Origin of the sequence: Pilimelia anulata (assembly GCF_014647895.1) — a bacterium.
GTDB lineage: Bacteria > Actinomycetota > Actinomycetes > Mycobacteriales > Micromonosporaceae > Pilimelia > Pilimelia anulata.
The window spans coordinates 314,112-333,912 of record NZ_BMQB01000002.1; the positions used below are offsets into that span (position 1 = coordinate 314,112).

Here is a 19,801-nt window from a genome sequence, read left to right on the forward strand (position 1 = left end):
ATGAGCCCGCCGCTCACCCTGTACGCCCTGGTCTGCGCCGCCCTGCCGGCCGGCGACGTCGGCGTGCTCGTCGACCACGCCGCCCGCACCGGCTGGCGGACCTGCGTGGTCACCACGCCGCAGGCCCGCGACTTCGTCGACGTGCCCGAGCTGGAGAAGCGCACCGGGTACCCGGTCCGGTCCAGCTACAAGCACCCGGCCGAGGACGACGTGCACCCGCCGCCGGACGCGCTCGTGCTCGCCCCGGCCACGTTCAACACCATCAACAAATGGCGGGTCGGGATCACCGACACGCTGGTCCTCGGCCTGCTCACCGAGCAGCTCGGCCTGGGCCGCCCGGTCATCGCCGCGCCGTTCACCAACCGGGCCATGGCCACCCACCCGGCGTACGGCGAGAGCCTCGCGCTGCTCGCCGAGTGGGGGGTCACGGTGGTGCAGGAGGAGGGGTCGCTGGCCAACCCCGGCGCCGCCGACCCGGCCGGCTTCCCGTGGGCCGGGGTGTGCGCGGCACTCGACCGGGTCCGGGCACAGACCGCGCATACCGTACCGGCTTGGTAACCTCGCGCCCGTGCCGCAGAGCCCGCAGCCGGACCACCCGCCCACCGTCGCCGACATCGTCGCCGCCCTCGACGCCCGGTACCCGCGCGCCTGGGCGCAGGACTGGGACCGGGTCGGCCCGGTCCTCGGCGAGCCCGCCGCGCCCGTCCGCCGGGTGCTGTGCGTCGTCGACTGCGTACCGGAGACCGTCGCCGAGGCGTTCGCCGCGGACGCCGACCTGATCGTCGCCCACCACCCGCTGCTGCTGCGCGGGGTCAGCACGCTGGACCCCGGCACGTACAAGGGCCGGATCGTGCACGACCTGATCCGCCGCGGCGTCGCCCTGTACGTCGCCCACACCAACGCCGACATCGCGAACCCGGGCGTGTCCGACGCGCTCGCCGCCCGGCTCGGCCTCACCGCCCTGCGCCCGCTCGCCCCCGCCGAGGGCGCCGCGGCCGGCGGCGGGCGGGGGATCGGCCGGGTCGGCGCGCTGCCCGCCCCGATGCCGCTGCGCGACCTCACCGCGTACGCTGCTGCCCGGCTCCCGGCGACGGCGTGGGGCGTCCGCGCCGCCGGCGACCCCGACCGCGTCGTCGCGACCGTCGCGGTCAGCGGCGGCGCCGGCGACGGCTACCTCGGCGCCGCCCGGGCCGCCGGCGCCGACGCGTTCCTCACCGCGGACCTGCGCCACCACCCGGCCGGCGAGCACCTCGCCGACGGGGGACCCGCCCTGCTCGACGCCGCACACTGGGCCACCGAGCGCCCCTGGCTGGACGATGTCGCCGCGTACCTGCGCGACGCCCTGCCGGTCGCCGTGACCGTGTCCGACCTCGACACCGACCCGTGGACCCTCCACCACGCCAGCCCCGTCGCGAAGGAGAAACCGTGAAGGCAGCACCGGCCGCCCAGCTCCGCCTGCTCGACCTGCAGGCAGTCGACACCACGCTGGCCCAGCTCGCGCACCGCCGCAGGACCCTGCCCGAGCACGCCGAGCTGGACGCGCTCGCGCTGCGCGTGTCCAAGCAGGAGGACGAGCGGGTCCGTGCCGCGGTCGTGGTCGACGACCTGGACCGCGACATCAGCCGGCTGGAGACCGACATCGAGCAGGTCCGGGCCCGCAAGACCAAGGACGAGCAGCGGCTCGACGGCACCGGCCTGCCCGTCCGCGAGGTCACCGCGCTGGAGCACGAGGTCGCCTCGCTCAAGCGCCGGCAGACCGAGCTGGAGGACAGCGAGCTGGAGCTGATGGAGCAGCGGGAGACCGCGCAGGCCGCCCTCGACGCCATCACCGCCGAGCTGGCCGGCAGCCGGTCCGAGCGGGAGGCCGCCGAGCTGCGCCGCGACGGGGCGTTGGCCGCGATCGACAAGGACGAGCAGTTCCAGCGGACCGCCCGCGGTCCGATCGCCGCCGGCGTGCCGGCGGACCTGCTGGCGCTGTACGACAAGGTGCGGGACCTGGCCGGCGGCCTGGCGGCCGCGCCGATCCGGGCGGGCCGCTGCGGCGGCTGCCGGATCGAGTTCTCCGGCGGCGAGAAGGCCCGCATCCAGAGCCTCGCCCCCGACGAGATCATCCGCTGCGAGGACTGCCGCCGGATCATGGTCCGCACCCCGGAGTCCGGCCTGTGAAACGCCTGCGCGTCATCGTCGAGGCCGACGGCGGCTCCCGCGGCAACCCCGGCCCCGCCGGCTACGGCGCGGTGGTCCGGGAGGCCGGCACCGGCGAGATCCTGCTGGAGCGCGCCGAGGCCATCGGCATCGCCACCAACAACGTCGCCGAGTACTCCGGCCTCATCGCCGGCCTGCGGGCCGCCGCCGACCTGGGCGCGGTCGAGGTCGAGGTCCGGATGGACTCCAAGCTCGTCGTCGAGCAGATGAACGGCCGCTGGCAGATCAAGCACCCCGGCCTGCGGCCGCTGGCGGCGGAGGCGGCGGCGCTGGTCCGCCGGTTCGACTCGGTGGCGTTCGGCTGGATCCCGCGCGCCCGCAACACCGACGCCGACCGCCTGGCCAACGAGGCCATGGACGCCGCCGCCGGCAAGCCCCCGAAAGCCCGCCGGGACCCGGGACCCGCCCTGTTCGACGAGCCGCCGCCGGGTCCGGTCGGGGCGGTCGGCGGCGGGGTTGTCGGTCGGACGGCGGGCGGCCGGGGCGGGTCCGGCGCGGCGGGCGCCGGGCAGTCGGGTGCGGCGTGGACGGGCGCGGCGCGGGCTGGCCGGTCGGGCGGGTCCGCGGCGCGGCCGGCCGTCGACCCGAGCGTGGTGGCCGGGGCGGGGGAGCGGCTGCGGCTGATCCTCGTCCGGCACGGCGAGACCGACCGGACCCGCCAGCGCCGGTACGCCGGCCGCACCGACTCGCTGCTCACCGCGCACGGCCGCGCCCAGGCCAAGGCGGTCGCCGCCCGGATCGCCGAGCTGGCCCCCGACCTGACCGCCGTCCGGACGTCCCCGCTGTCCCGCTGCGCCGCCACCGCCGAGGCGATCGCCGCCGCGGCCGGCGGCGTCCCGGTGAAGGTGGAGCCGGACCTGGTCGAATGCGACTTCGGCGACTGGGACGGCCTGACCTACGCCCAGGTCCGCGAGCGCTGGGCCGACCTGCACGACCGCTGGCTCGCCGCCACCGACGTCGCCCCGCCGCACGGCGAGACGTTCGCCGACGTCGGCCGCCGGGTGGGCCGGCTGGTCGACCGGCTGCGCGCCGACCACCCGACGGGGACGGTGGTGCTGGTCAGCCACGTGTCCCCGCTGAAGCTGATCCTCCGCGACGCGCTGGGTGCCACGGACGCCCTGCTGCACCGGCTGTACCTGGACCCGGCCGGGGTGTCGGTGATCGACACGTGGCCGGACGGCGGGATCGCGGTCCGCACCGTCAACGACACCGCCCATCTGCCCCCGACCCCGGCCTGACACCACCGGCCCGACCCGCATTGTCGGGCCCGACGCGCGTCGTCCGGTCCGGTGCGGGCCGGGTCCGGCGTTCTCGCGGTGGCGGGTCCCGGCCGGGGTGCCGCGGTGCGGCCGGGCCCGCCCGCCGCGGGGGTCAGGTGGTGATGGCGATGAAGGCGGTGCCGAAGCTGCCGTTGTTGCGGGCGCAGAACTCGTAGTGCCCCGGCCCCCGCCACCCCGGCAGCCCCGGCCGCAGTTCGACGGCGAACGCCGCCACCTGCATCCCGGACCCGGCGACCTGCTGGTTGGCGTACCGGAGCTGGAAGTTCGCCCCCGGCCCGGTCACGATCCGCCCCTCGCCCCGGACGGAGCCGGTGGCGTACCCGCCGACGCACTGCAGGCCGTACCCCGGCCCGACCGGCACGGTGCCGGCGGCGGCGCTCGCCGCACCCGGCACGCCGAGCACGACGGCCGCGGCGGCGGCGGTGATCCCGGCGGCGCGCCGGGCGATGCTGCTCCTCATGGTGGTCCCCCTCTGCTGGCCTTGCGGACCACCCGAAACTACGAACGGCGCGGGTTCACCCTCGATACCGTTCGCGGTCCGTTCCGTGCCCGATCACCGCCCGATGCGGTCGACCAGCAGGGCGAGGCCGGCGACGGTACCGAAGATCACGATCGCGACCCGCAGCACCCGCACCGGCAGCACCCGCGCGACCCGCGCGCCCAGGTACCCGCCCAGCGTGCCGGCCGGGGCGAGGACGGCGACATGCACCCAGTTCACGGGTCCGAAAACGGCGAAAACGACCACCGTCACGGCCGCGATGACCGCCTGGAACACGGCCTTGCCGACGTTGATCCGGTGCAACGATTCGACGGTGGTCAGCGCGAGAACCGCGATGAGCAGCAGCCCGACGGCGGCCCCGAAGTACCCGCCGTACACGGCGGTGAGGAACAGCGCGACGTGCGCGGCGGCCGGGTGCGGGGTGCGGGTGGACAGGGCCCGCAGCCGATCCTGGAGGGCGATGGCGGCGGTGGCGGCGAGGACGAGGATGGGCGCGGCCAGGGCGAACGCCGCGGCCGGGGTGAGCAGGAGGAGCGCGCAGCCGGCGAGGGTACCGGCGACGACGGTCGGCACTAGGCGGCGCAGGTGGGTCTGGCCGACCAGTTCGGCGCGGCCGCTGGCGATGGCCGGGAGGTAGCCGGGGAAGAGGGCGACGGAGTTGGTGACGTTGGCGGTGATGGGCGGGGAGCCCAGCGCGATCATCGTGGGGAAGAGGACCAGGCCACCGCCACCGGCGACGGCGTTGATCGCGCCGGCGGCGAGCGCCGCGACCGCCATCACCACCCACTCCATACGGGTGATCCTGCCACTGCGCCGCGGATGGGGATCATGTGCGGCGGGGCGGGGTGGCGTGGCGGTCTCGGGGTGGGTTGATTCTGGGCGGGTTGGTTCGGGTCGGGCCTTCGGGGCGGTGGATTCGCCGGGGCCATGGGAATTCGTTGGTGGTGGCCGGGCTGGTCGGTGGTCACCTCGGTGACGTCGGCGGCACTATGACCCGGGTGGCGCGCGGCGACCCGAGGTGGGTGGCCGCGGCCGCCGGGTGGTCGGTCGGCGCGGGTCGGGAGCGGATGGGTGCGTAGGATGGTGGGGCGGACGAGTCGGTCGGGCGGTCGCGTCAGCGGGGAACTGCTGCCGAGGAACGTCCGGACTCCACAGGGCAGGGTGGTTGTCAACGGCAACCCGGGGTGACCCGCGGGACAGTGCCACAGAGAACAGACCGCCGGCCTCGGTCGGTAAGGGTGAAACGGTGGGGTAAGAGCCCACCAGCGCCCCGGGTGACCGGGGCGGCTAGGTAAACCCCACCCGGAGCAAGGCCAAGAAGGGCCGCGTGAGCGGCCCGCGCGAGCGTTCGAGGACGGCCCGTCCGATGCTCGCGGGTAGGCCGCTGGAGCCCGTCGGCGACGACGGGCCGAGATGGATGACCGCCCCTCGGCGCAAGCCGAGGACAGAATCCGGCGTACAGACCGACTCGTCCGCTCGCAAGCCCCTGACCTGCCAGTTTTTCGTGTTGCGTGCCTCTAGGTCTGGTCTTGATGCAACAGCGATGCAACATCCCCGGCCAGGTCACCCGAACTGCACCCATGCTAAGCAGCACCAGTGCCGCCGAGAGCCGCCTCTATCGCAGCCTTCGTGTGCTCGGGTACAGGTGGCCGTACGTATCGAACGTCTCTGAGATTGTGGCGTGCCCCAGCCACGTCTGGATGGCCTTCGGGTTCTCTCCGGCCGCAATCAGCATCGATGCAAAGGTATGGCGCAGCGTGTGGAGCCGGTATGCGGCACCTCGGCCGCATCGAGGGCGTCGTTCCAACCGTGGTCATACAAGGCCGACCTCTTGATCGGGTTCCCGACGTTGTTGGTGAACACCAGACCCTCAGGTCCGGTCCCGAAGTCCTCAACGTGTTGCTTGATCGCTGCCGCCAGGTGGCCGCGAGCGGCACGTCCCGATGGGACTTGGCTGTCTTCGGTGGCCCGAAGACGGGCACACCCTTCGCCATCTCCGTGAGCTGTCGATCCACGGTGACCCGGCCCGCCTCAAAGTCGATCCGATCGAGGGTCAACCCGAGAAGTTCACTGATCCTGAGTCCGGTGCCCACGGCCGTCAGCACTAGTGCCCGATATCGAGGGTTGATCGCCTCAGCGATGGCGCGAACCTGCTCGGGCGTCAGCGGCACCAACCCTCACCGGGATTTCTGCGGGCAGCTCGATCCGCTCGCACGGTGAGTGAGTGATGAGTCGATCCGACACGGCTAGGCGAAAAGGGTTCGCCAACAAGCCATACGTAACCTTGACCGTGGAAGCCGCCAGCACTCCGCTCCGGTCATTTCACCCATACCTGTACATCGGACCGGCGGACGGAGCCAGCGGTCGGGCGCCGAGGATCGGGTAACGTGCTTACGCATAGCGTGCTCGTAGCGGTCGGCCGTGCCGGGTCGACGGGCAGACCGCTTCGTCTCTAACCACTTCTCGGCGTACCGCTCCACCGTCAGCTTCCCTGCGCCCGGGTCGACGTAGGTACCCGTGCGCAGGGAGGACTCTACCTCGGCGCGGTAGGCGCGCGCGTCCGCGGGGAGATCATCGAGAAGCTCCGGGCACGGAGCACCTTCCTGTCGGCCCCGGGCCTGAACGTCATCCCGTTCGAGACCGGCAGTCTCCGCCTCCCGCAGCTCACGGTCTCCACGGAGCCCGCCGTGACCCCTGAGGCGACCGCGATCACCGAGGGTGACACTACCTGGGCGGGTCCGGAGATGGCCCCGCACAAGTACGCCACGCTCCACAAGGCATCCAACGAGGTGCTGGCGGACACCGCGGTTGCCCTCCGTGCCATCATCGCCGACACGATGATTCGGGATGTCCGGACGAAGATCGATAAGGACTGCTTCGGCGCCGCCACCTCGGATGCAATCAAGGGCCTGACCGCCACCGGTCAGCACACGAAGACCTCCCTCGCGACGGGCAACACCACGGTCAAGTGGGACAACGTGGTGGACGCCGTCGCCGATATCGAGGCGACCGGGGCCGCCGCAACCGTCGTGTGGTGCTCGCCGGACATGGCGAAGGCGCTCCGCAAGGAGCGCGAACGGCAGTTCGGGCGCCTACATGGCGAACAGCGCCGCCTCAGGCCCGGCGAACACCGCCCAGGGACTTCCGCTCCTGGTCTCATCGCACCTCCCGGTGCGATCGGTGATCGTCGCCGACGCGTCGCGGGTCTTCTTCGGGATCCGCTCGGATGTCGCCCTGAAGGTGAGCGAAGACGCGTACTTCGGTGAGGATGTGGTCGGCATCCGCCTGACCACCCGGGCCGCGGGCCTCGTCGTCGCCGAGGCGACCTCGGTCCAATGGGTCCAGGCTTCCGCTACCTGAGCACTGACCGCCCGGGATCGGCCCCCTACCGCCGACCTCGGGTTGCCACCGGCACTCTCCCCTGGCGCGGCCACTCGCCCCGCACTTCGGAAGTGCCCCAACGGCCCCCTGTTCGCTGGACGTACCTCCCCCTCTCCGCCCGGCGCGCAAAGGGGGGCCTCGGACCGGGTAGGGGAAGTCACGGACCGTTTCGGTTCCGGTCCGTGCATGGCGCCCCCTCTTTGGGCTCCGGGTGATTTCCCCAACACCCGGCACCCAGGGAGGGGGCCCTTTGCGTTTCCAGGCCCGCAACCACCCCCCAGGCGCCTCAATGGTGCGCGACGGACAGTGATCCTGTTGTCAGGTAGGCGACAGTCCAGTCCCGACAGCAGGTTCGCGTACGTAGCATCCGCACCCGTCAACCTCCGACGGAAGGATGAGGATGCGTAGATCAGCACGGCGCCTCGCGGGTGCGGTAGCCTTGGCTGCCGCGATGACGGTGGCGGTGCCCCCTCACGTAGCGTCTGCGTCCGCCGCTCCGCGGGTTACCACCGTGACCGACGGCGACGAGCCTTACGTGATCATCGAGGCTGGCGACGAGCCGGACTCGGGTGTCCCGGCCGATTGGGAAGACCCGAGCGCCGTAGGCCCGGAAGGCGAAGACCTACCCGACGAGCAGTCGCCCGAGCACGTGGCCGGTGATCCTGATTGTGTGGGGCAATGGATCTACAACAAGAAGAAGAAGTTCGGTGACCGCATGGGGCGTGTCGGCCCGAACTTCACGAGCTGGTTCGATGACAAGGGAAACCACGAGCTGATCGCAGGTGTGAGTGGAGAGCTGTCTATCGGGCATAGCATCGGAGTCTCGGGCGAGGGCAGCGTCATCGTCGCCACCCTTCAGGCGAAGTTAGACCACACGATCCAGGCGAAGATCGGCGTCAACGCGTCCTATAAGGCGTCCGTCAATGTCGGCGCGAAGCGGTGGGGAAACGCGTACTGGGGCCGCGCGCGGTTCGTCGTGACCGGCGAGAAGTACCAACTCGCCGCACGGACATGCAAGAAGATCAACCGCAAGCTACTGACGACCTACGTGTCAGCTCGCAGTAAGGGTATCGGGTGGTGCACGTGGTCGTCGAAAACGTCGCTGGGCTCCCGGCCGGCGCAGTGCAACGACGGTCGACCATACTTGAAGGCGTGATCAACACACGATGCGCCGCCATGGTCGCCGGGCCACTGCTCCTGCTTACGGCATGTGGCGACGACCCGTCGCCAGGAGTTATCCCGACGGCTGCGCCCAGTATCCCTGCCACGACGCCGACCCCTGATGACTCGTTGCCGACTCCGTCGGCGTCTTGGTCGTCTCGAATCACCAAGGGGGACAGCACGTTTTGGATGACCATCGGCGGTCTCCCCAGCCAAGTCACGGACGTGACGAGGCCCTCGCGCACCCAGCATCTAACCTTCCGACTGGAGTGCGACCGCGGTCGCGTGGTCGCAAAGGTTGAGCTTGACGGAGCGCCGCGTATCTGGGATCACCCGTGCGCTGACGGAAGGTTGACCTCGGATCTGGGGACGATCCAGAAGGGAACAGAGGTCAGGATCTCGATGACCGGCACCGAAGGGACGCAGTACGTCGCAGACATGAGGCGGCCCCAATGAGACTCTCCGGGACCTCTGTCCCCATTGAGTCCGGGGAGGCTCCGCCTCCCGCGCTCCCTCGGGGCTAATCCGGGCACGAAAAAAGGCCCCCACCCAGGACCCGTAGGTCCCAGATGGGGGGCGGTGGTTCTGGGGCGCCCAGGGCACCCTCAGGGGTGTCGCGGGCCGCCTACGCGGACACGGGCTCCTCCGGGACGAAGTCCGCTCCGAGGATTTCGGGCGGAAGACGAGCCGCCGGCCGTCGGGCCAGGTCATCTCCATGACCGGGCCGCACGCCAGGGTGTAGGCCACGGTCGTCATGCCGCGCGGGTTGTCTTCGATCACCCGGAAGTCGAGCAGGTCGGCCTCGGTCACATTCTTGTTGTGGTCGCAGTCGCCGTAGCACGCCATGTCGGTCACCCTTCGCCGAGTTGATACAACATCGACGCACACGAGGGGCCGGAACCGGCGCCAAACCTGAGGCTTCCGCAACGACCACTGGTCGCCTACATGGCCTCTGAGCTGGGAAACGCCACCCTGCCGGATGGGAGGAGAAGGCTCCCAAAACGGCCGTCCTGAGTCCGGCGTACAGACCGACTCGTCCGCCACCCACCGGGCCATAGCCATGATCAAGGCGTTGACCGGCCCCATCAGGGTGTCGACGGCCAAGGTTTCTCGACTGTGGCTGGATCGTCGCGGGGGCGAGGCGCTGCGATGGATCCACCGGAGCGGCGGCGCCGATCTCACCAGCGACGACCTCGGTATCATTGCCGAGCTACTCGCCAACGCCGTTGCACGCGACCGGCAACAGGGTCGCGGCGGTGAGTAACGATATCGAGCATGCGGCCGAACGAATCGGGTTCGTTCGGCCGCATGGGTTGTCACCGGACCGCGCGAGCGGATCGCCTTTCTACGACCACTCGATGGAGCTGACCTCGTCGTCGAGCCAGTCGGGCAGTTCCGCGGCCTGCTCCACGTATCCGTACCGCGACCCCGTCCGGTTCGAGTGCTCGTAGTACCGCGCCCAGCAGTTCGCGTACGTCCGGAAGGACTCCACCTCGTCGTTCCACCCGTCCGGCATCACGTTCAGCACGTGCTCGACCGGCGAGGTCGGGTCGTCGCAGGCGAAGCCGCGGGTGTGGGTGAGGCTGCTGCCGCTGAAGTCCTCGCCGGCGAACGAGATCCCGACGACGATACGGGCGGCCGCCCGGTCCCGGCCCAGCTTGTCGAGCCGGGCGACCAGGCCGTCGTCGGCCGCGGCGGCGTGGGCGCCGCTCGGCGCGTCCGCGATGCGGCCGGCCGTGGCGGCGGTCAGGGCCGTGCGGAAGTCGGCGTAGCAGGTCAGGTCGGTGCCGTCGGTGACGCAGTGCCGCGTACCCGCGGCCGCCGCCGGGGCGGCCAGCAGCGCCGTACCCAGGCCGGCCAGGGCGATTCCGGTGATCATCTTGTGGAGCATGTCGTTCCCCCCGTGGACTCCGTTGGCTCCGGGCGGTCGCGCCGGCGCCTTCAGGTCCGAGCATGGCAGCGGCGGAGCACGCCGGGGCGGGACCCGTCAATGGTCGGACCGACGAATATCCGGTCGCACCGCGCGGCCGCACCGATCACCGGGAACAGCCGGCTGCCGGGTCCTGCCGGGCCGGGGTGGAATGGCACACCACCAGGTGGAGCCGTGGGCAAGGCCGGCGAATCAAGAACTGTGAACAGGGCGGAACGTTCAAGGTGAACCGGAAGACATCCAGTGACATCGATGGGTTGCTAGCTTCCGGGCATTCCGCGCGCGGTGCGGGCGTCCCTCCCCGCCGCGACCACCCTCGCGGATGAAGGAGCACCCATGCGTATTCATCGCGCGGCCACCGCCGCCGTCGCCGCGGCCACCGCCGCCGGCCTGCTGACCCCGGTCCCGGCCCGGGCCGCACAAGCCGCCCGCCCCGGCGCCGCCCGCCCGGCGGCGACCGTCCTCGTCGACCGGAACTGTGCCGACGGCGCGCACATCCTCACCGTGGAGGACTTCCGGCAGCCGTCCGAGCTGCCCGACATCCAGGATCTGATCAAGGGGTACAGCAAGAACAACTACATGGCGTTCATCACCGGCGTGCTGTCCCGCCGGTACCCGACCGGGAACCGGATCATCGAGCAGGGCGGCGGCAAGGCCGCCGTGGACCGGTGGCTGCACTGGAAGGACAGCGCCCCCCAGGTCCTCGGGTCGCTCGGCACCGTCGTGCACGAGATCGGCCACGGCATCGACAAGAGCACCCCGCAGAACTGGTACTACGTCACCCGCACCCGGTCCGGCACCGACGTCGCCTTCACCGCGCCCGGCATGCACGGCCGCAAGACCACGTCGTCCAGCCCGATGTACTCCCTCGAACGGTCGCTGCTGCTCGCCGACGACGAGAACAAGAAGCGCCCGCCGTCCCAGCGCGGCACGATCACCACCAGCAGAGAGTTCGGCTCCGGCAGCCACGGTACCGACAAGAACTACGCCGAGACGTACCTCAACGGCGACCCGGCCGACAGCAAGTTCGACTCCGGCGACCAGGGGTTCAACTCGCTGGTCGAGGAGTGGAACCAGTACATCAACTCCTTCGCCGTCGCCCACTACACCCGCACCGGCAACTCCTCGGGCCGGTCCAGCGACCGGCACGCGCTGCTGACCTACCTGTGGTGGGTCGAGCGGTACCTGCGCAAGATCCGGGTCGAGCAGCCCGCCCAGCACAAGTACCTGCTCGACAACCGGGCCTGGCAGGACCTCGTGCTGAGCCTGTGGGGCCGCTCGTGGGTGTACCTCAAGACCGACTTCCCCGGCATGGAGCCGGACAGCGGCCAGGTCACCGAGCTGGTCCGGCAGCCCCACCTGCTGGACGAGATCCAGTACCTGCGGACCGCCCGCGGCTGCACGAACCCGCAGGAGCTGTACCCCTGACCGCTCCCACGAACGCCGCGGTGGCGTCGTCGCCGGGCTTGTTGCGCGGCCAGCGGGCGCCGGCCGGGTCGGCCGCCTCGGCCGCCCGGACCCGCCCGAGCAGGGCGGCCGGGCCCGCGCGGTCGAGCAGGTCGAGGGCGCCGGGCCAGTTCAGCAGGCCGAACGGCGTCACCGCGCGGGCGGCGCCGTCGGTGAGCACGGCCGCCCGGCGCAGCGCCGCGGCCGGGCGGGCGCCGGTGCGGGCGTGCGCGGCGGCGGCCGGGTCGGCGGCGGCGATCCAGTAACCGCCGGGGGTGTTGCGGGCGGCCAGCTCGGCGTGCTTCATCCGGACCAGGGCCGCCCGCTTCGCCGGGCCGGGCGGGAGGCGGTCGGCCGCCGCGCGCTCCGCGGCGGCCGTGCCGGCCACCCGGTCGTCGTGGACGACCGCGGGGGCGCCGCCGGTGTCCAGAACCACTGTCGCGTCGCCCAGGACCAGGTACTCGACCGCGGCCGGGCCGAGGCGCAGGACGGCGACGGCCGCGGCGGGGGCGCCGGGGTGGTGCGGGTCGCAGTCGGGGTGCGCGGCGGCCGCGGCGGCGATCGCCGCCGCGAGCGCGCGGGGGAGCGGGGTGGCCGGGTCGGCGGCGTGCCGGGCCAGGGCCGCGCCGAGGCGGGCGGCGTACCAGGGGACGCCGTGCCGGCAGCCGGTGGCGGTGCGGGCGGTGACGCCGTCGAGGACGACGACCAGGTCGGCGGTGGCGCGGTACCAGTCCTCGTTGGGCGTGCCGGGGGTGCCGGGCGCGGTGGCCGCGACCACGCGGCGGGCCGGGCCCCGGTCGGGGGCGGCCGGTCCGGTTCGGGGGTCCACCGCCCCATTCTGCGCGATGCCGTGCGGGCGTGGCCGCCGGCGCGGGTGCGGTCGGCGGCGGCGTCGGCCACCGATCCATCCGCCGTGGGCGCCGCCCTCGCCCGCCGCGCCGGTACCGCGGCCCCTCGCCCGCCGCCGCCGGCCCGCCGCGCCGCCCGTCAGCCGGTGATCTGGGACAGCGTCAGCCAGTCGCCCTCGCCCGGCTGCCCCGGCGCCACCCGGTAGTGCGGCACGCCGGCGATGATGGCGAACTGGTACACCGCGATGGGCCGCCCGGCCGCCCCCGTCCGGTCGGTGCCGGTGAGCGCGCCGGTCGCCGGGGCGTACGCGTAGTAGCGGATCCGCGCCTGCCGCGCCCGGGTCACCATCCGGATGCGCAGGCCGAGCGCGCTGACCAGGCCGCGGACGTAGACGTACCCCGGCCGCTCGGCCACGTACAGCCCGCGCAGGCTGCCCGCCTTCACGTTCAGCCACATGTACGGCGAGCCGGAGATCCGGTACCGCCGCTCCAGCGGCGCCGACGACGGTCGGCTGAACCGGGCGATCCGGACGAAACTGAGCTTGCCGCCCACCAGCTTGTACACCCGGACCGCCCCGCGCAGGGTGATCGTCCCGGTGCGCAGGTTGTCCTGCACGTCGCCCCACAGCCGCAGCGCCGCCCGGGCGAACGCCGCGTGCCCGGTCATCTCCCCGAGCAGCAGGAGCTGCTGGACGTGCATCGTGTGGTACTTGAACGAGTCCCCGCGCCGCCAGTCGTCGTAGTACGACCGCCAGTACGGCCGGCGCAGCACCCCGCCGTACACCAGCGAGGTGTAGGCGCCGGCGCGCAGCATCCGCAGCGCCAGCCCGGCCCGGGTGAGCAGCCAGTAGTCGTACAGCGCCTGGACGCCGGAGTTGTGCCCGTTGAAGATCCGGTCGCCGGCCGCGACGTGGGTGAACGCGGCCTCCTCGATCCACCAGTACCCGTTGTGGATCAGCGACGACCACGGCCGCCGGACGCGCGGGGTGACCAGCAGCGACGTGAAGGTGCGCCGGGCGGCGGTCCGGTATTTCACCTCGCCGGTGGTGGCCGCGAGCCGGGAGAACAGGCTCAGCGCCACCGCCTGCGCCATGCCCGAGTACCAGGGCGCGCGCAGTGTCACCGCGGGCTTGGTCCGGCTGGCGGCCAGCACGTGGTTCCACCGGTACGGGTAGAACCAGCCGCCGTCGTACTCGACCCGGCTGCCGATCAGCCAGTCCGCCTGCTTCCTGGCCCGGTCCAGCCAGACCAGGGTGCCGGTCCTGCGGTAGTTGATCCACATGGACTGGCCGCAGCGGGCGGCGAACAGCGGGTGCGGGCGGTCCGGGTCGGTGCGCACGTCCATGCAGACGCCGGACGGCGTCAGGTGCGGGAACGTCGTCACCACGCCGGAGCGCGCCACGATCTGCGCCTGCCAGCCGGCCCGCACCCTGAACGGGTACGTCCGCGCCCGGGCCACGTTCACCGCCGACGGCCGCAGCGCCGCCGGGTACCGCGGGACCGCCGCCAGCGGCCCGGCCAGCGGCGCGTCGCCGGTGGCGTCCGGCCAGCCCGGCTCGGCGCCGTCGGGCAGCAGCGGCGGGTCGTCCACGAACGGGCCGGACGCCGCGTCCGGGTCCAGGGTCAGCGGGTCCACGGTCAGCGGGTCGCGGGCGGCCGGGTCGGCGCCGCCCGCCGCGCCGGCGGCCGGGCCCGCGGCGGCGGGGCGCGGCGGCGGGGCGGCGAGCGTACCGGCGGCCAGCACGGCCGCGAGCGCGGCCGCGGCCGGGGCGGCGAACCGGCGGCCGGCGCTCACGCCGTCACCAGCGACAGGGCGATCCAGCGGCCGGCGTGCGGCTGCCCGCCGGCGAGCCGGCCGCACGGGGTGCCGCCGATCGTCGCCACCCGGTCGATCGTCGCCCGGGCGGTCGCCCGCGCGGTCCCGCCCGCGGTGACGCCCGCGTGGCCGCCGGCCAGCAGGCGGGTGCCCTTGCGGACGCCGACCGTGACCGTCGGGCGCAGGTCCAGCGGGGCGAGCGCGCCGCGCACGTACGCGGTGCCGGGCAGCTCGGGCACGAACCGGCCGCGCAGCGGCCCGCCGCGCACCCGCAGCCACACCGCCGCCGAGCCGGGCACCCGCCCGCGCCAGGCCAGCGGCACCCGGGCCGCGGGGGAGAAGCGCACGGTACCGGCGCGGACCGGGCGCCCGCCGCGCAGCACGTACCCCGGCACCGCGCCGCGCAGCAGCACCGTGCCGCCGGTGCCGCCGGCGCCCGTCCAGGCCCGGGCCGCGGCCAGGCCGAAGCCGACCCGCCCGGTCAGCTCCGCCAGGTAGAGCAGGTGCGGGGTGAGCGCGGCGGTGGCGAGGCCGCGGTCGGCGGCGAGCACGCCGTGGACCGTCGACAGCGCCGCCCGGACCACCCGCAGCGCCCGCGGGTCGGCGGTGACCCGCCACAGCTCGTACGCGCCGGTCAGCGCCTCGATGTGCCGTTCGAGCGCCGCGGCCGGGTCCGGCTCGGCGTCCAGCCACAGCCGGCCGGCGCGCAGCGTGCCGGTCGCCGGGCGGCCGGGGCGCGGGGGGACGAGCAGGGCCGCGAACGTCCCCTCGGCCGCCGCCCGCCAGCGCGGCTGCGCGGTCGTGCCGGCCAGCCGGGCGAACAGCGTCAGCGCCTCACCCTGGACCAGCCCGGAGTAGCGGATGCTCGGCCGGCCGCCGGTGCCGCGCACGGTCCGTGGGTGGAACCACGCCTCGCCGTACCCGCGGTGCCGCGCCAGCAGCCACTCGCCCTGCACGACCGCCTGGTCCAGCCAGGTCTGCGCGCCGGTCAGCCGGTGGTTGTTCCACATGGCCTGGCCGCACCGCGCCGCCGCGAGCGCGTCGCCGCCGGGGCCGAGGTCGGGGTCCGTGCAGACCCCGGTGACCGTACGGGCGGGGAAGGCCGTGGTCACGCGGTCGGCGACCGCGCTGCGCCGGCTCCAGGGCAGCCGGCGGACCGGGTACGCCCCGTCGGTGGGCAGCGCGATCGTCGACTGCCCGGCGAGGACGGGCCGGACGGGTGCCCGCGCGGCCAGCGGGCGCCAGCGCGCGATCGTGCTGGGTGGGGGTTCGGCCGGCGGCGCAGCCGCCGGCTCCGGGGTGGTGGGCGCCGTACCGGCCACCACCGTGATGCCGGCCAGTGCGGCCAGCGTCGTGACTGCGGCTACCGCTCGCTTGTCCATCGTCCCTCGAAGCCTCATTCGACCGGTTGGCTGATTCACACGCTAACGAGCAAATGTGCCATTTATCGGCCATTTTGCAAATACCGGGAGGTCAGTAGAGTTTCGGACCCTCGACACGCCATAACCCCGACACACCGACAACACCGGCCCCACCCGCCCGCCCCGCCCCAACCGTCCGACCGGTGCCGCGTGCCGCCCGCCGCGCGCGATGGTAGCTGTAACACCGCCGCCACCCGCAGCCGTCGCCGTCGCACCGCCAGCCGGGCGCCGCCGCTGCACGCTCCCGGCCGCCGCCACCGCCGCGCACCGCCGCCCACCCACCGCAGATTCGGTGATCAACATGAGGCCAGCGACCGAATTCGGCTCCTATAAGGTCTCTGTCCCCATGGTCACGTTGGGTTGGGTGGTCGGTAGGGGTCTTGCTCCGCGGTGGCGCTCGGCACCCGGGCTCGGTCGCTCGGGCCGGGCCCCGGCGCCTACCGCGGGCACCGACGTGCGGTCGGGTACGCCGTGCGCTGCCACCGGCACACCGGGAACCAGCGCCCGCGGTCACCGACGGCGGCCGGGACTGTCTTACTGCGGCGCACACCGGTGTGGCTGCGCGTTCGGGCCGCCGGAGCAACCCCCGCCGCCGGTGCACCCCGGCCGGACGGCGCGGGTCATCGCTCGCCGCGCAAGCTGTGCCCGTACCCGCCGCGCCGCGCTTGCCGTTCCGTCCGTCGTGGCGCGGGTGAAGGGGTGGTTCCGGCCGGGAATTCCGCGTCGGTGCCCCGTTTTTCGCGCTCCACACCCCACTTCCCGAGTGCTTCGGCCGGGGTGGTCCGGAGTGGCGGCCGCAGGCCCCGATGAGTGCTCCCGGGCCCGCTGTCGCGCAATTACCCGGCGAATGCCGAGCGGCGGTGAATCGCTTCTAATGTAGAAGCGCCCGACAATTTGTGTGAATCGGCAGCGCGTGGTGCTTTCGCCGTGCACAGTGTGGTCATGAGCCTTAGCGGGAGTGGCGTGTCGTACGTGTGGTGCGTACGCCGACTCCGTGTCGAATCCGACGCCGATTCGTGCGCCGGCGGGCCCGGCCCGTTCGCGAACGCGGTTGAGGCTGAGCGGGTCCCGGGACGCGTCCGCACCACGGCCCCGCGGGCCGGGGACGCGCGGTGGGCCGGGGAGGACGCCTGAGCCTGGCGTTCGCCGGTGCTCATTTCATCGCCCGACGTATCCGGGGCGATCCGTCAAAGAATCGCAAGGAGGGAAACGACATGGCGGTAGCACGCAAGGCGGCGACTCGCCCCGCGGCCAAGAAGGCCACGGTGAAGAAGACGACCGCTGGTACCACTGCCAAGGCGACCACGCGCAAGCCGGCCGCCGCGAAGAAGACCACGGCGCGCAAGTCGACCACGTCGGCCGCGGCGAAGAAGACCACCACGAAGAAGGCCGCCGCGAGCCCGGCCAAGAAGACCACCGCGCGCAAGACCACCGCGGCGAAGAAGGCCACCACCACCGCCCGCAAGGCGACGACCGCGCGCAAGACGACCGCGGCGAAGTCGACGGCGCGCACGACGACCGCGCGCAAGACCGCGGCCGCCTCGACGCCGCGCAAGACCGCGGCGAAGAAGACCACCACCGCGCGCAAGACCACCGCGGCGAAGAAGGCCACCACCACCGCCCGCAAGGCCACGACGGCCCGCAAGGCCACGACGACCGCGCGCAAGGCGACCACGACCCGCAAGGCCACGACCGCGCGCAAGACCACCGCGGCGAAGGCCACCACGGCCCGCAAGGCCACCACGGCCCGCAAGGCCACCACGGCCCGCAAGGCCACCACCACCCGCGCGACGGCGGCGAAGAAGACCGCCGCGCGCAAGAGCACCGCCGCGAAGGCCACCACGGCCCGCAGGACCGCGGCCGCCGGTACGGCCCGCAAGGCCACCACCGGCGCGAAGAAGACCGCGACCCGGTCGACGGCGGCCAAGAAGGCCACCACCGCCGGTCGGGCCACCACCGCCCGCAAGAGCACCGCGGCGAAGGCCACCACGGCCCGCAAGACCACCGCGCGCAAGAGCACGGCGGCGAAGAAGGCGACCGGCTCGCGAGCCGCCGCCAAGACGGCTGGCGGACGCAGCACGGCCCGTACCTCCGCCCGCCCCACGCCCACCCGGGCCAACGGCAGCCGGCGCGCGCCGGCCGGCCGGACCAGCAGCCGCCGCCAGTCGGCCACCCGCACCGCGGTGCGGCGCGGCAGCACGGCCGCTCGGCGCACGGTGGCCCGCCGCTCCGCACGCTGAGGCGGGGCGCGCCGCAGACCGGCCGCTCGGCGCCCGGGACCCGGCACTGATACAACGGACCAGTGCTGATCAGACGTCTCCGGGCGCCCCGGCTCGACTTCGGCGCGCTCCGCCGGGAGCTCGACCTGCCGAGCGACTTCCCGCCACCCGTCCGCGCCGCGGCCGCGGCGGCCGCCGCCCGGCCGCCCGCCGCCCCGGTCGACCGGACGGACGTGCCGTTCGTCACCGTCGACCCCGCCGGCGCGCGGGACCTCGACCAGGCGCTGTGGCTCGACCGCCGGCCCGGCGGCGGGTACCTCGTGCGGTACGCCATCGCCGACGTCCCGTTCTTCGTCGCCCCGGACGACCCCGTGGCCGTGGAGAGCCGGCAGCGCGGCGAGACGGTGTACCTGCCGGACGGGAACGTGCCGCTGCACCCCGTCGAGCTGAGCGAGGGCGCCGCGAGCCTGCTGCCCGACGTCACCCGCCCGGCCGTGCTGTGGACGATCGCGCTGGCCGCCGACGCGACCGTCACCGACTTCCGGATCGAGCGCGCGCTGGTGCGCAGCCGGGCCCGGCTCGACTACCGGGGCGTCCAGGCCGCCGCCGACGCCGGTACGCTCCCCGAACCCCTGCGCGCGCTGCCCGACCTCGGTGCGCTGCTGATCGACACCGCGATCCAGCGCGGGGCGATCTCGCTGCCGGTACCCGAGCAGGAGCTGGTCGCCGACGGCGACTCGTGGCGGCTGACGCTGCGGGCGCCGGCGCCGGTCGAGGAGTACAACGCGCAGATCTCCCTGCTCACCGGTACGGTCGCCGCCGGCGTCATGCTCACCGGCGGCGTCGGCCTGCTCCGCACGATGCCCGCGCCCGCGCCCGCCGCCGTGGACCGGCTGCGCACGGCCGCCGCGGCGCTGGGCATCGACTGGCCGGCGGGCACTCCCGTCGGCGCGGTCGTGCACGCCGCCGACGCCGGCAGCCCGCGCGGCGCCGCGTTCCTCGACCACGCCGCGGAGCTGCTGCGCGGGGCCGGGTACACGGCGTTCGACGGGCCGCCGCCGGCCGAACCCGGCCACGCGGGCGTGGGCGTGCCGTACGCGCACGTGACGGCCCCGCTGCGCCGGCTGGCCGACCGGTACGCCACCGAGGTCTGCCTGGCCCTGCACGCCGGCCGCCCGGTACCCGACTGGGCCCGGACGGCGCTGCCGCAACTGCCGGCGGTGATGTCGGCCGCCGGGCGGCGGTCCGGCGCGGCGGCGCGCGGCGCCGTCGACCTCGCCGAGGCGGTGGCGCTGCGGGACCGGGTGGGGGAGCTGTTCGACGCGACGGTGCTGGACGTGGACGAGCCGCGGGCCGGCGGGGCGCCGCGCGAGCCCGGCGGGGTGGTGGCGATCGCCGACCCGCCGGTGCGGGCGCGCTGCCGCGGGCCGCTGCCGCTGGGGGAGCGGACGTCGGTCCGGCTGGCGGTCGCGGACCCGGACCGGCGCGAGATCCTGTTCACCGCCGCCTGACCCGCCGCCCGCGGCCCGGCCGGGGCGCCGCCGCGGACACCGCCGCCGCCCGGCAGCGCCGCCGCTAGCAGTGCTGCCGCGGCG

Annotated in this window: 17 protein-coding genes, 1 other RNA gene and 2 pseudogenes; 12 read left to right on the plus strand and 8 right to left on the minus strand. The window is 73.9% G+C overall.

Annotated elements, in window-relative coordinates; translation table 11 throughout:
- The 4 genes from IEY94_RS06180 to IEY94_RS06195 are packed head-to-tail and all read left to right on the plus strand — an operon-like array spanning position 1 to position 3,443.
- Entirely contained in the window at positions 1–558 is a 558-nt protein-coding gene (locus tag IEY94_RS06180; RefSeq protein WP_189169073.1) for a flavoprotein, read from the plus strand.
- Between the two features lie 55 nt (positions 559–613).
- Positions 614–1,429 carry a Nif3-like dinuclear metal center hexameric protein gene (locus IEY94_RS06185; protein ID WP_189169362.1) on the plus strand — a complete coding sequence of 272 codons (816 nt, stop codon included), beginning with the start codon at positions 614–616 and terminating at the stop codon, positions 1,427–1,429.
- A complete protein-coding gene (locus IEY94_RS06190) occupies positions 1,426–2,166 on the plus strand; it encodes a zinc ribbon domain-containing protein (protein ID WP_189169074.1) in 741 nt (246 codons plus the stop codon). Before IEY94_RS06185 ends, IEY94_RS06190 begins: the two co-directional genes overlap by 4 nt.
- Entirely contained in the window at positions 2,163–3,443 is a 1,281-nt protein-coding gene (locus IEY94_RS06195; RefSeq protein WP_189169075.1) for a bifunctional RNase H/acid phosphatase, read from the plus strand. The genes IEY94_RS06190 and IEY94_RS06195 overlap by 4 nt, the downstream gene beginning before the upstream one ends.
- Before the next feature lie 133 nt (positions 3,444–3,576).
- On the opposite strand, the gene IEY94_RS06200 is transcribed toward IEY94_RS06195, so the two are convergent.
- Positions 3,577–3,945: a hypothetical protein gene (locus IEY94_RS06200; protein WP_189169076.1), complete on the minus strand. Its 369-nt coding sequence runs from the start codon at positions 3,943–3,945 to the stop codon at positions 3,577–3,579.
- A gap of 93 nt (positions 3,946–4,038) precedes the next feature.
- Positions 4,039–4,776, minus strand: coding sequence for a sulfite exporter TauE/SafE family protein (locus IEY94_RS06205; RefSeq protein ID WP_189169077.1), 738 nt, complete (start codon positions 4,774–4,776; stop codon positions 4,039–4,041).
- Positions 4,777–5,077: 301 nt separating this feature from the next.
- On the opposite strand from IEY94_RS06205, the gene rnpB reads away from it, so the two are divergent.
- An RNA gene (gene rnpB, locus IEY94_RS06210) (RNase P RNA component class A) lies at positions 5,078–5,459 on the plus strand.
- A 140-nt stretch (positions 5,460–5,599) separates the two neighbouring features.
- Here the strand turns inward: rnpB and IEY94_RS24255 are convergent.
- Both IEY94_RS24255 and IEY94_RS24260 read right to left on the minus strand, forming a co-directional pair.
- The gene (locus IEY94_RS24255; protein ID WP_373291221.1) at positions 5,600–5,791 is read right to left on the minus strand and encodes a tyrosine-type recombinase/integrase; all 192 of its coding nucleotides are present in this window, start codon (positions 5,789–5,791) and stop codon (positions 5,600–5,602) included.
- Between the two features lie 187 nt (positions 5,792–5,978).
- Positions 5,979–6,155: pseudogene (locus tag IEY94_RS24260) on the minus strand (tyrosine-type recombinase/integrase); the annotation flags it as partial.
- A gap of 384 nt (positions 6,156–6,539) precedes the next feature.
- On the opposite strand from IEY94_RS24260, the pseudogene IEY94_RS06225 reads away from it, so the two are divergent.
- From IEY94_RS06225 to IEY94_RS06240, 4 genes and pseudogenes are all read left to right on the plus strand, one after another.
- Positions 6,540–7,040: pseudogene (locus IEY94_RS06225) on the plus strand (phage major capsid protein); the annotation flags it as partial.
- A gap of 40 nt (positions 7,041–7,080) precedes the next feature.
- A complete protein-coding gene (locus IEY94_RS24265; protein WP_189169079.1) occupies positions 7,081–7,344 on the plus strand; it encodes a phage major capsid protein in 264 nt (87 codons plus the stop codon).
- Positions 7,345–7,876: 532 nt separating this feature from the next.
- Entirely contained in the window at positions 7,877–8,521 is a 645-nt protein-coding gene (locus tag IEY94_RS06235; RefSeq protein ID WP_189169080.1) for a hypothetical protein, read from the plus strand.
- A gap of 1,065 nt (positions 8,522–9,586) precedes the next feature.
- Positions 9,587–9,790 (plus strand): hypothetical protein, encoded by a 204-nt coding sequence (locus tag IEY94_RS06240; RefSeq protein WP_189169081.1) that lies wholly within the window; start codon positions 9,587–9,589, stop codon positions 9,788–9,790.
- A gap of 81 nt (positions 9,791–9,871) precedes the next feature.
- On the opposite strand, the gene IEY94_RS06245 is transcribed toward IEY94_RS06240, so the two are convergent.
- Complete coding sequence (locus IEY94_RS06245) at positions 9,872–10,405, minus strand: beta/gamma crystallin family protein (protein WP_189169082.1); 534 nt, start codon at positions 10,403–10,405, stop codon at positions 9,872–9,874.
- 387 nt (positions 10,406–10,792) lie between these two features.
- Between IEY94_RS06245 and IEY94_RS06250 the strand changes: the two genes are divergently transcribed.
- Positions 10,793–11,884, plus strand: coding sequence for a hypothetical protein (locus IEY94_RS06250; RefSeq protein WP_189169083.1), 1,092 nt, complete (start codon positions 10,793–10,795; stop codon positions 11,882–11,884).
- On the opposite strand, the gene IEY94_RS06255 is transcribed toward IEY94_RS06250, so the two are convergent.
- The 3 genes from IEY94_RS06255 to IEY94_RS06265 all read right to left on the minus strand — a co-directional run bounded on the left by IEY94_RS06255 (position 11,790) and on the right by IEY94_RS06265 (position 15,948).
- A complete protein-coding gene (locus IEY94_RS06255) occupies positions 11,790–12,731 on the minus strand; it encodes a protein phosphatase 2C domain-containing protein (RefSeq protein WP_229783367.1) in 942 nt (313 codons plus the stop codon). The genes IEY94_RS06250 and IEY94_RS06255 overlap by 95 nt on opposite strands.
- A 158-nt stretch (positions 12,732–12,889) precedes the next feature.
- Complete coding sequence (locus IEY94_RS06260) at positions 12,890–14,545, minus strand: D-glucuronyl C5-epimerase family protein (RefSeq protein WP_189169084.1); 1,656 nt, start codon at positions 14,543–14,545, stop codon at positions 12,890–12,892.
- The gene (locus IEY94_RS06265) at positions 14,542–15,948 is read right to left on the minus strand and encodes a hypothetical protein (RefSeq protein WP_189169085.1); all 1,407 of its coding nucleotides are present in this window, start codon (positions 15,946–15,948) and stop codon (positions 14,542–14,544) included. Before IEY94_RS06265 ends, IEY94_RS06260 begins: the two co-directional genes overlap by 4 nt.
- Before the next feature lie 1,253 nt (positions 15,949–17,201).
- Here IEY94_RS06265 and IEY94_RS06270 point away from each other — a divergent pair.
- Both IEY94_RS06270 and IEY94_RS06275 read left to right on the plus strand, forming a co-directional pair.
- Positions 17,202–18,227: a hypothetical protein gene (locus IEY94_RS06270; protein WP_189169086.1), complete on the plus strand. Its 1,026-nt coding sequence runs from the start codon at positions 17,202–17,204 to the stop codon at positions 18,225–18,227.
- Positions 18,228–18,289: 62 nt separating this feature from the next.
- On the plus strand, positions 18,290–19,717 hold the full coding sequence (locus IEY94_RS06275) for an RNB domain-containing ribonuclease (protein WP_189169087.1): 1,428 nt from the start codon (positions 18,290–18,292) through the stop codon (positions 19,715–19,717).
- The last annotated feature ends 84 nt before the right edge of the window (positions 19,718–19,801 follow it).

Excerpts from the sequence above, each read along its gene's own strand:
- IEY94_RS06180 (WP_189169073.1), top strand. The coding sequence starts at position 1 with ATGAGCCCGCCGCTCACCCTGTACGCCCTGGTCTGCGCCGCCCTGCCG.
- IEY94_RS06200 (WP_189169076.1), bottom strand. The coding sequence starts at position 3,945 with ATGAGGAGCAGCATCGCCCGGCGCGCCGCCGGGATCACCGCCGCCGCC.
- IEY94_RS06205 (WP_189169077.1), bottom strand. The coding sequence starts at position 4,776 with ATGGAGTGGGTGGTGATGGCGGTCGCGGCGCTCGCCGCCGGCGCGATC.
- IEY94_RS24265 (WP_189169079.1), top strand. The coding sequence starts at position 7,081 with ATGGCGAACAGCGCCGCCTCAGGCCCGGCGAACACCGCCCAGGGACTT.
- IEY94_RS06240 (WP_189169081.1), top strand. The coding sequence starts at position 9,587 with ATGATCAAGGCGTTGACCGGCCCCATCAGGGTGTCGACGGCCAAGGTT.
- IEY94_RS06245 (WP_189169082.1), bottom strand. The coding sequence starts at position 10,405 with ATGATCACCGGAATCGCCCTGGCCGGCCTGGGTACGGCGCTGCTGGCC.
- IEY94_RS06250 (WP_189169083.1), top strand. The coding sequence starts at position 10,793 with ATGCGTATTCATCGCGCGGCCACCGCCGCCGTCGCCGCGGCCACCGCC.
- IEY94_RS06265 (WP_189169085.1), bottom strand. The coding sequence starts at position 15,948 with ATGGACAAGCGAGCGGTAGCCGCAGTCACGACGCTGGCCGCACTGGCC.
- IEY94_RS06270 (WP_189169086.1), top strand. The coding sequence starts at position 17,202 with ATGGCGGTAGCACGCAAGGCGGCGACTCGCCCCGCGGCCAAGAAGGCC.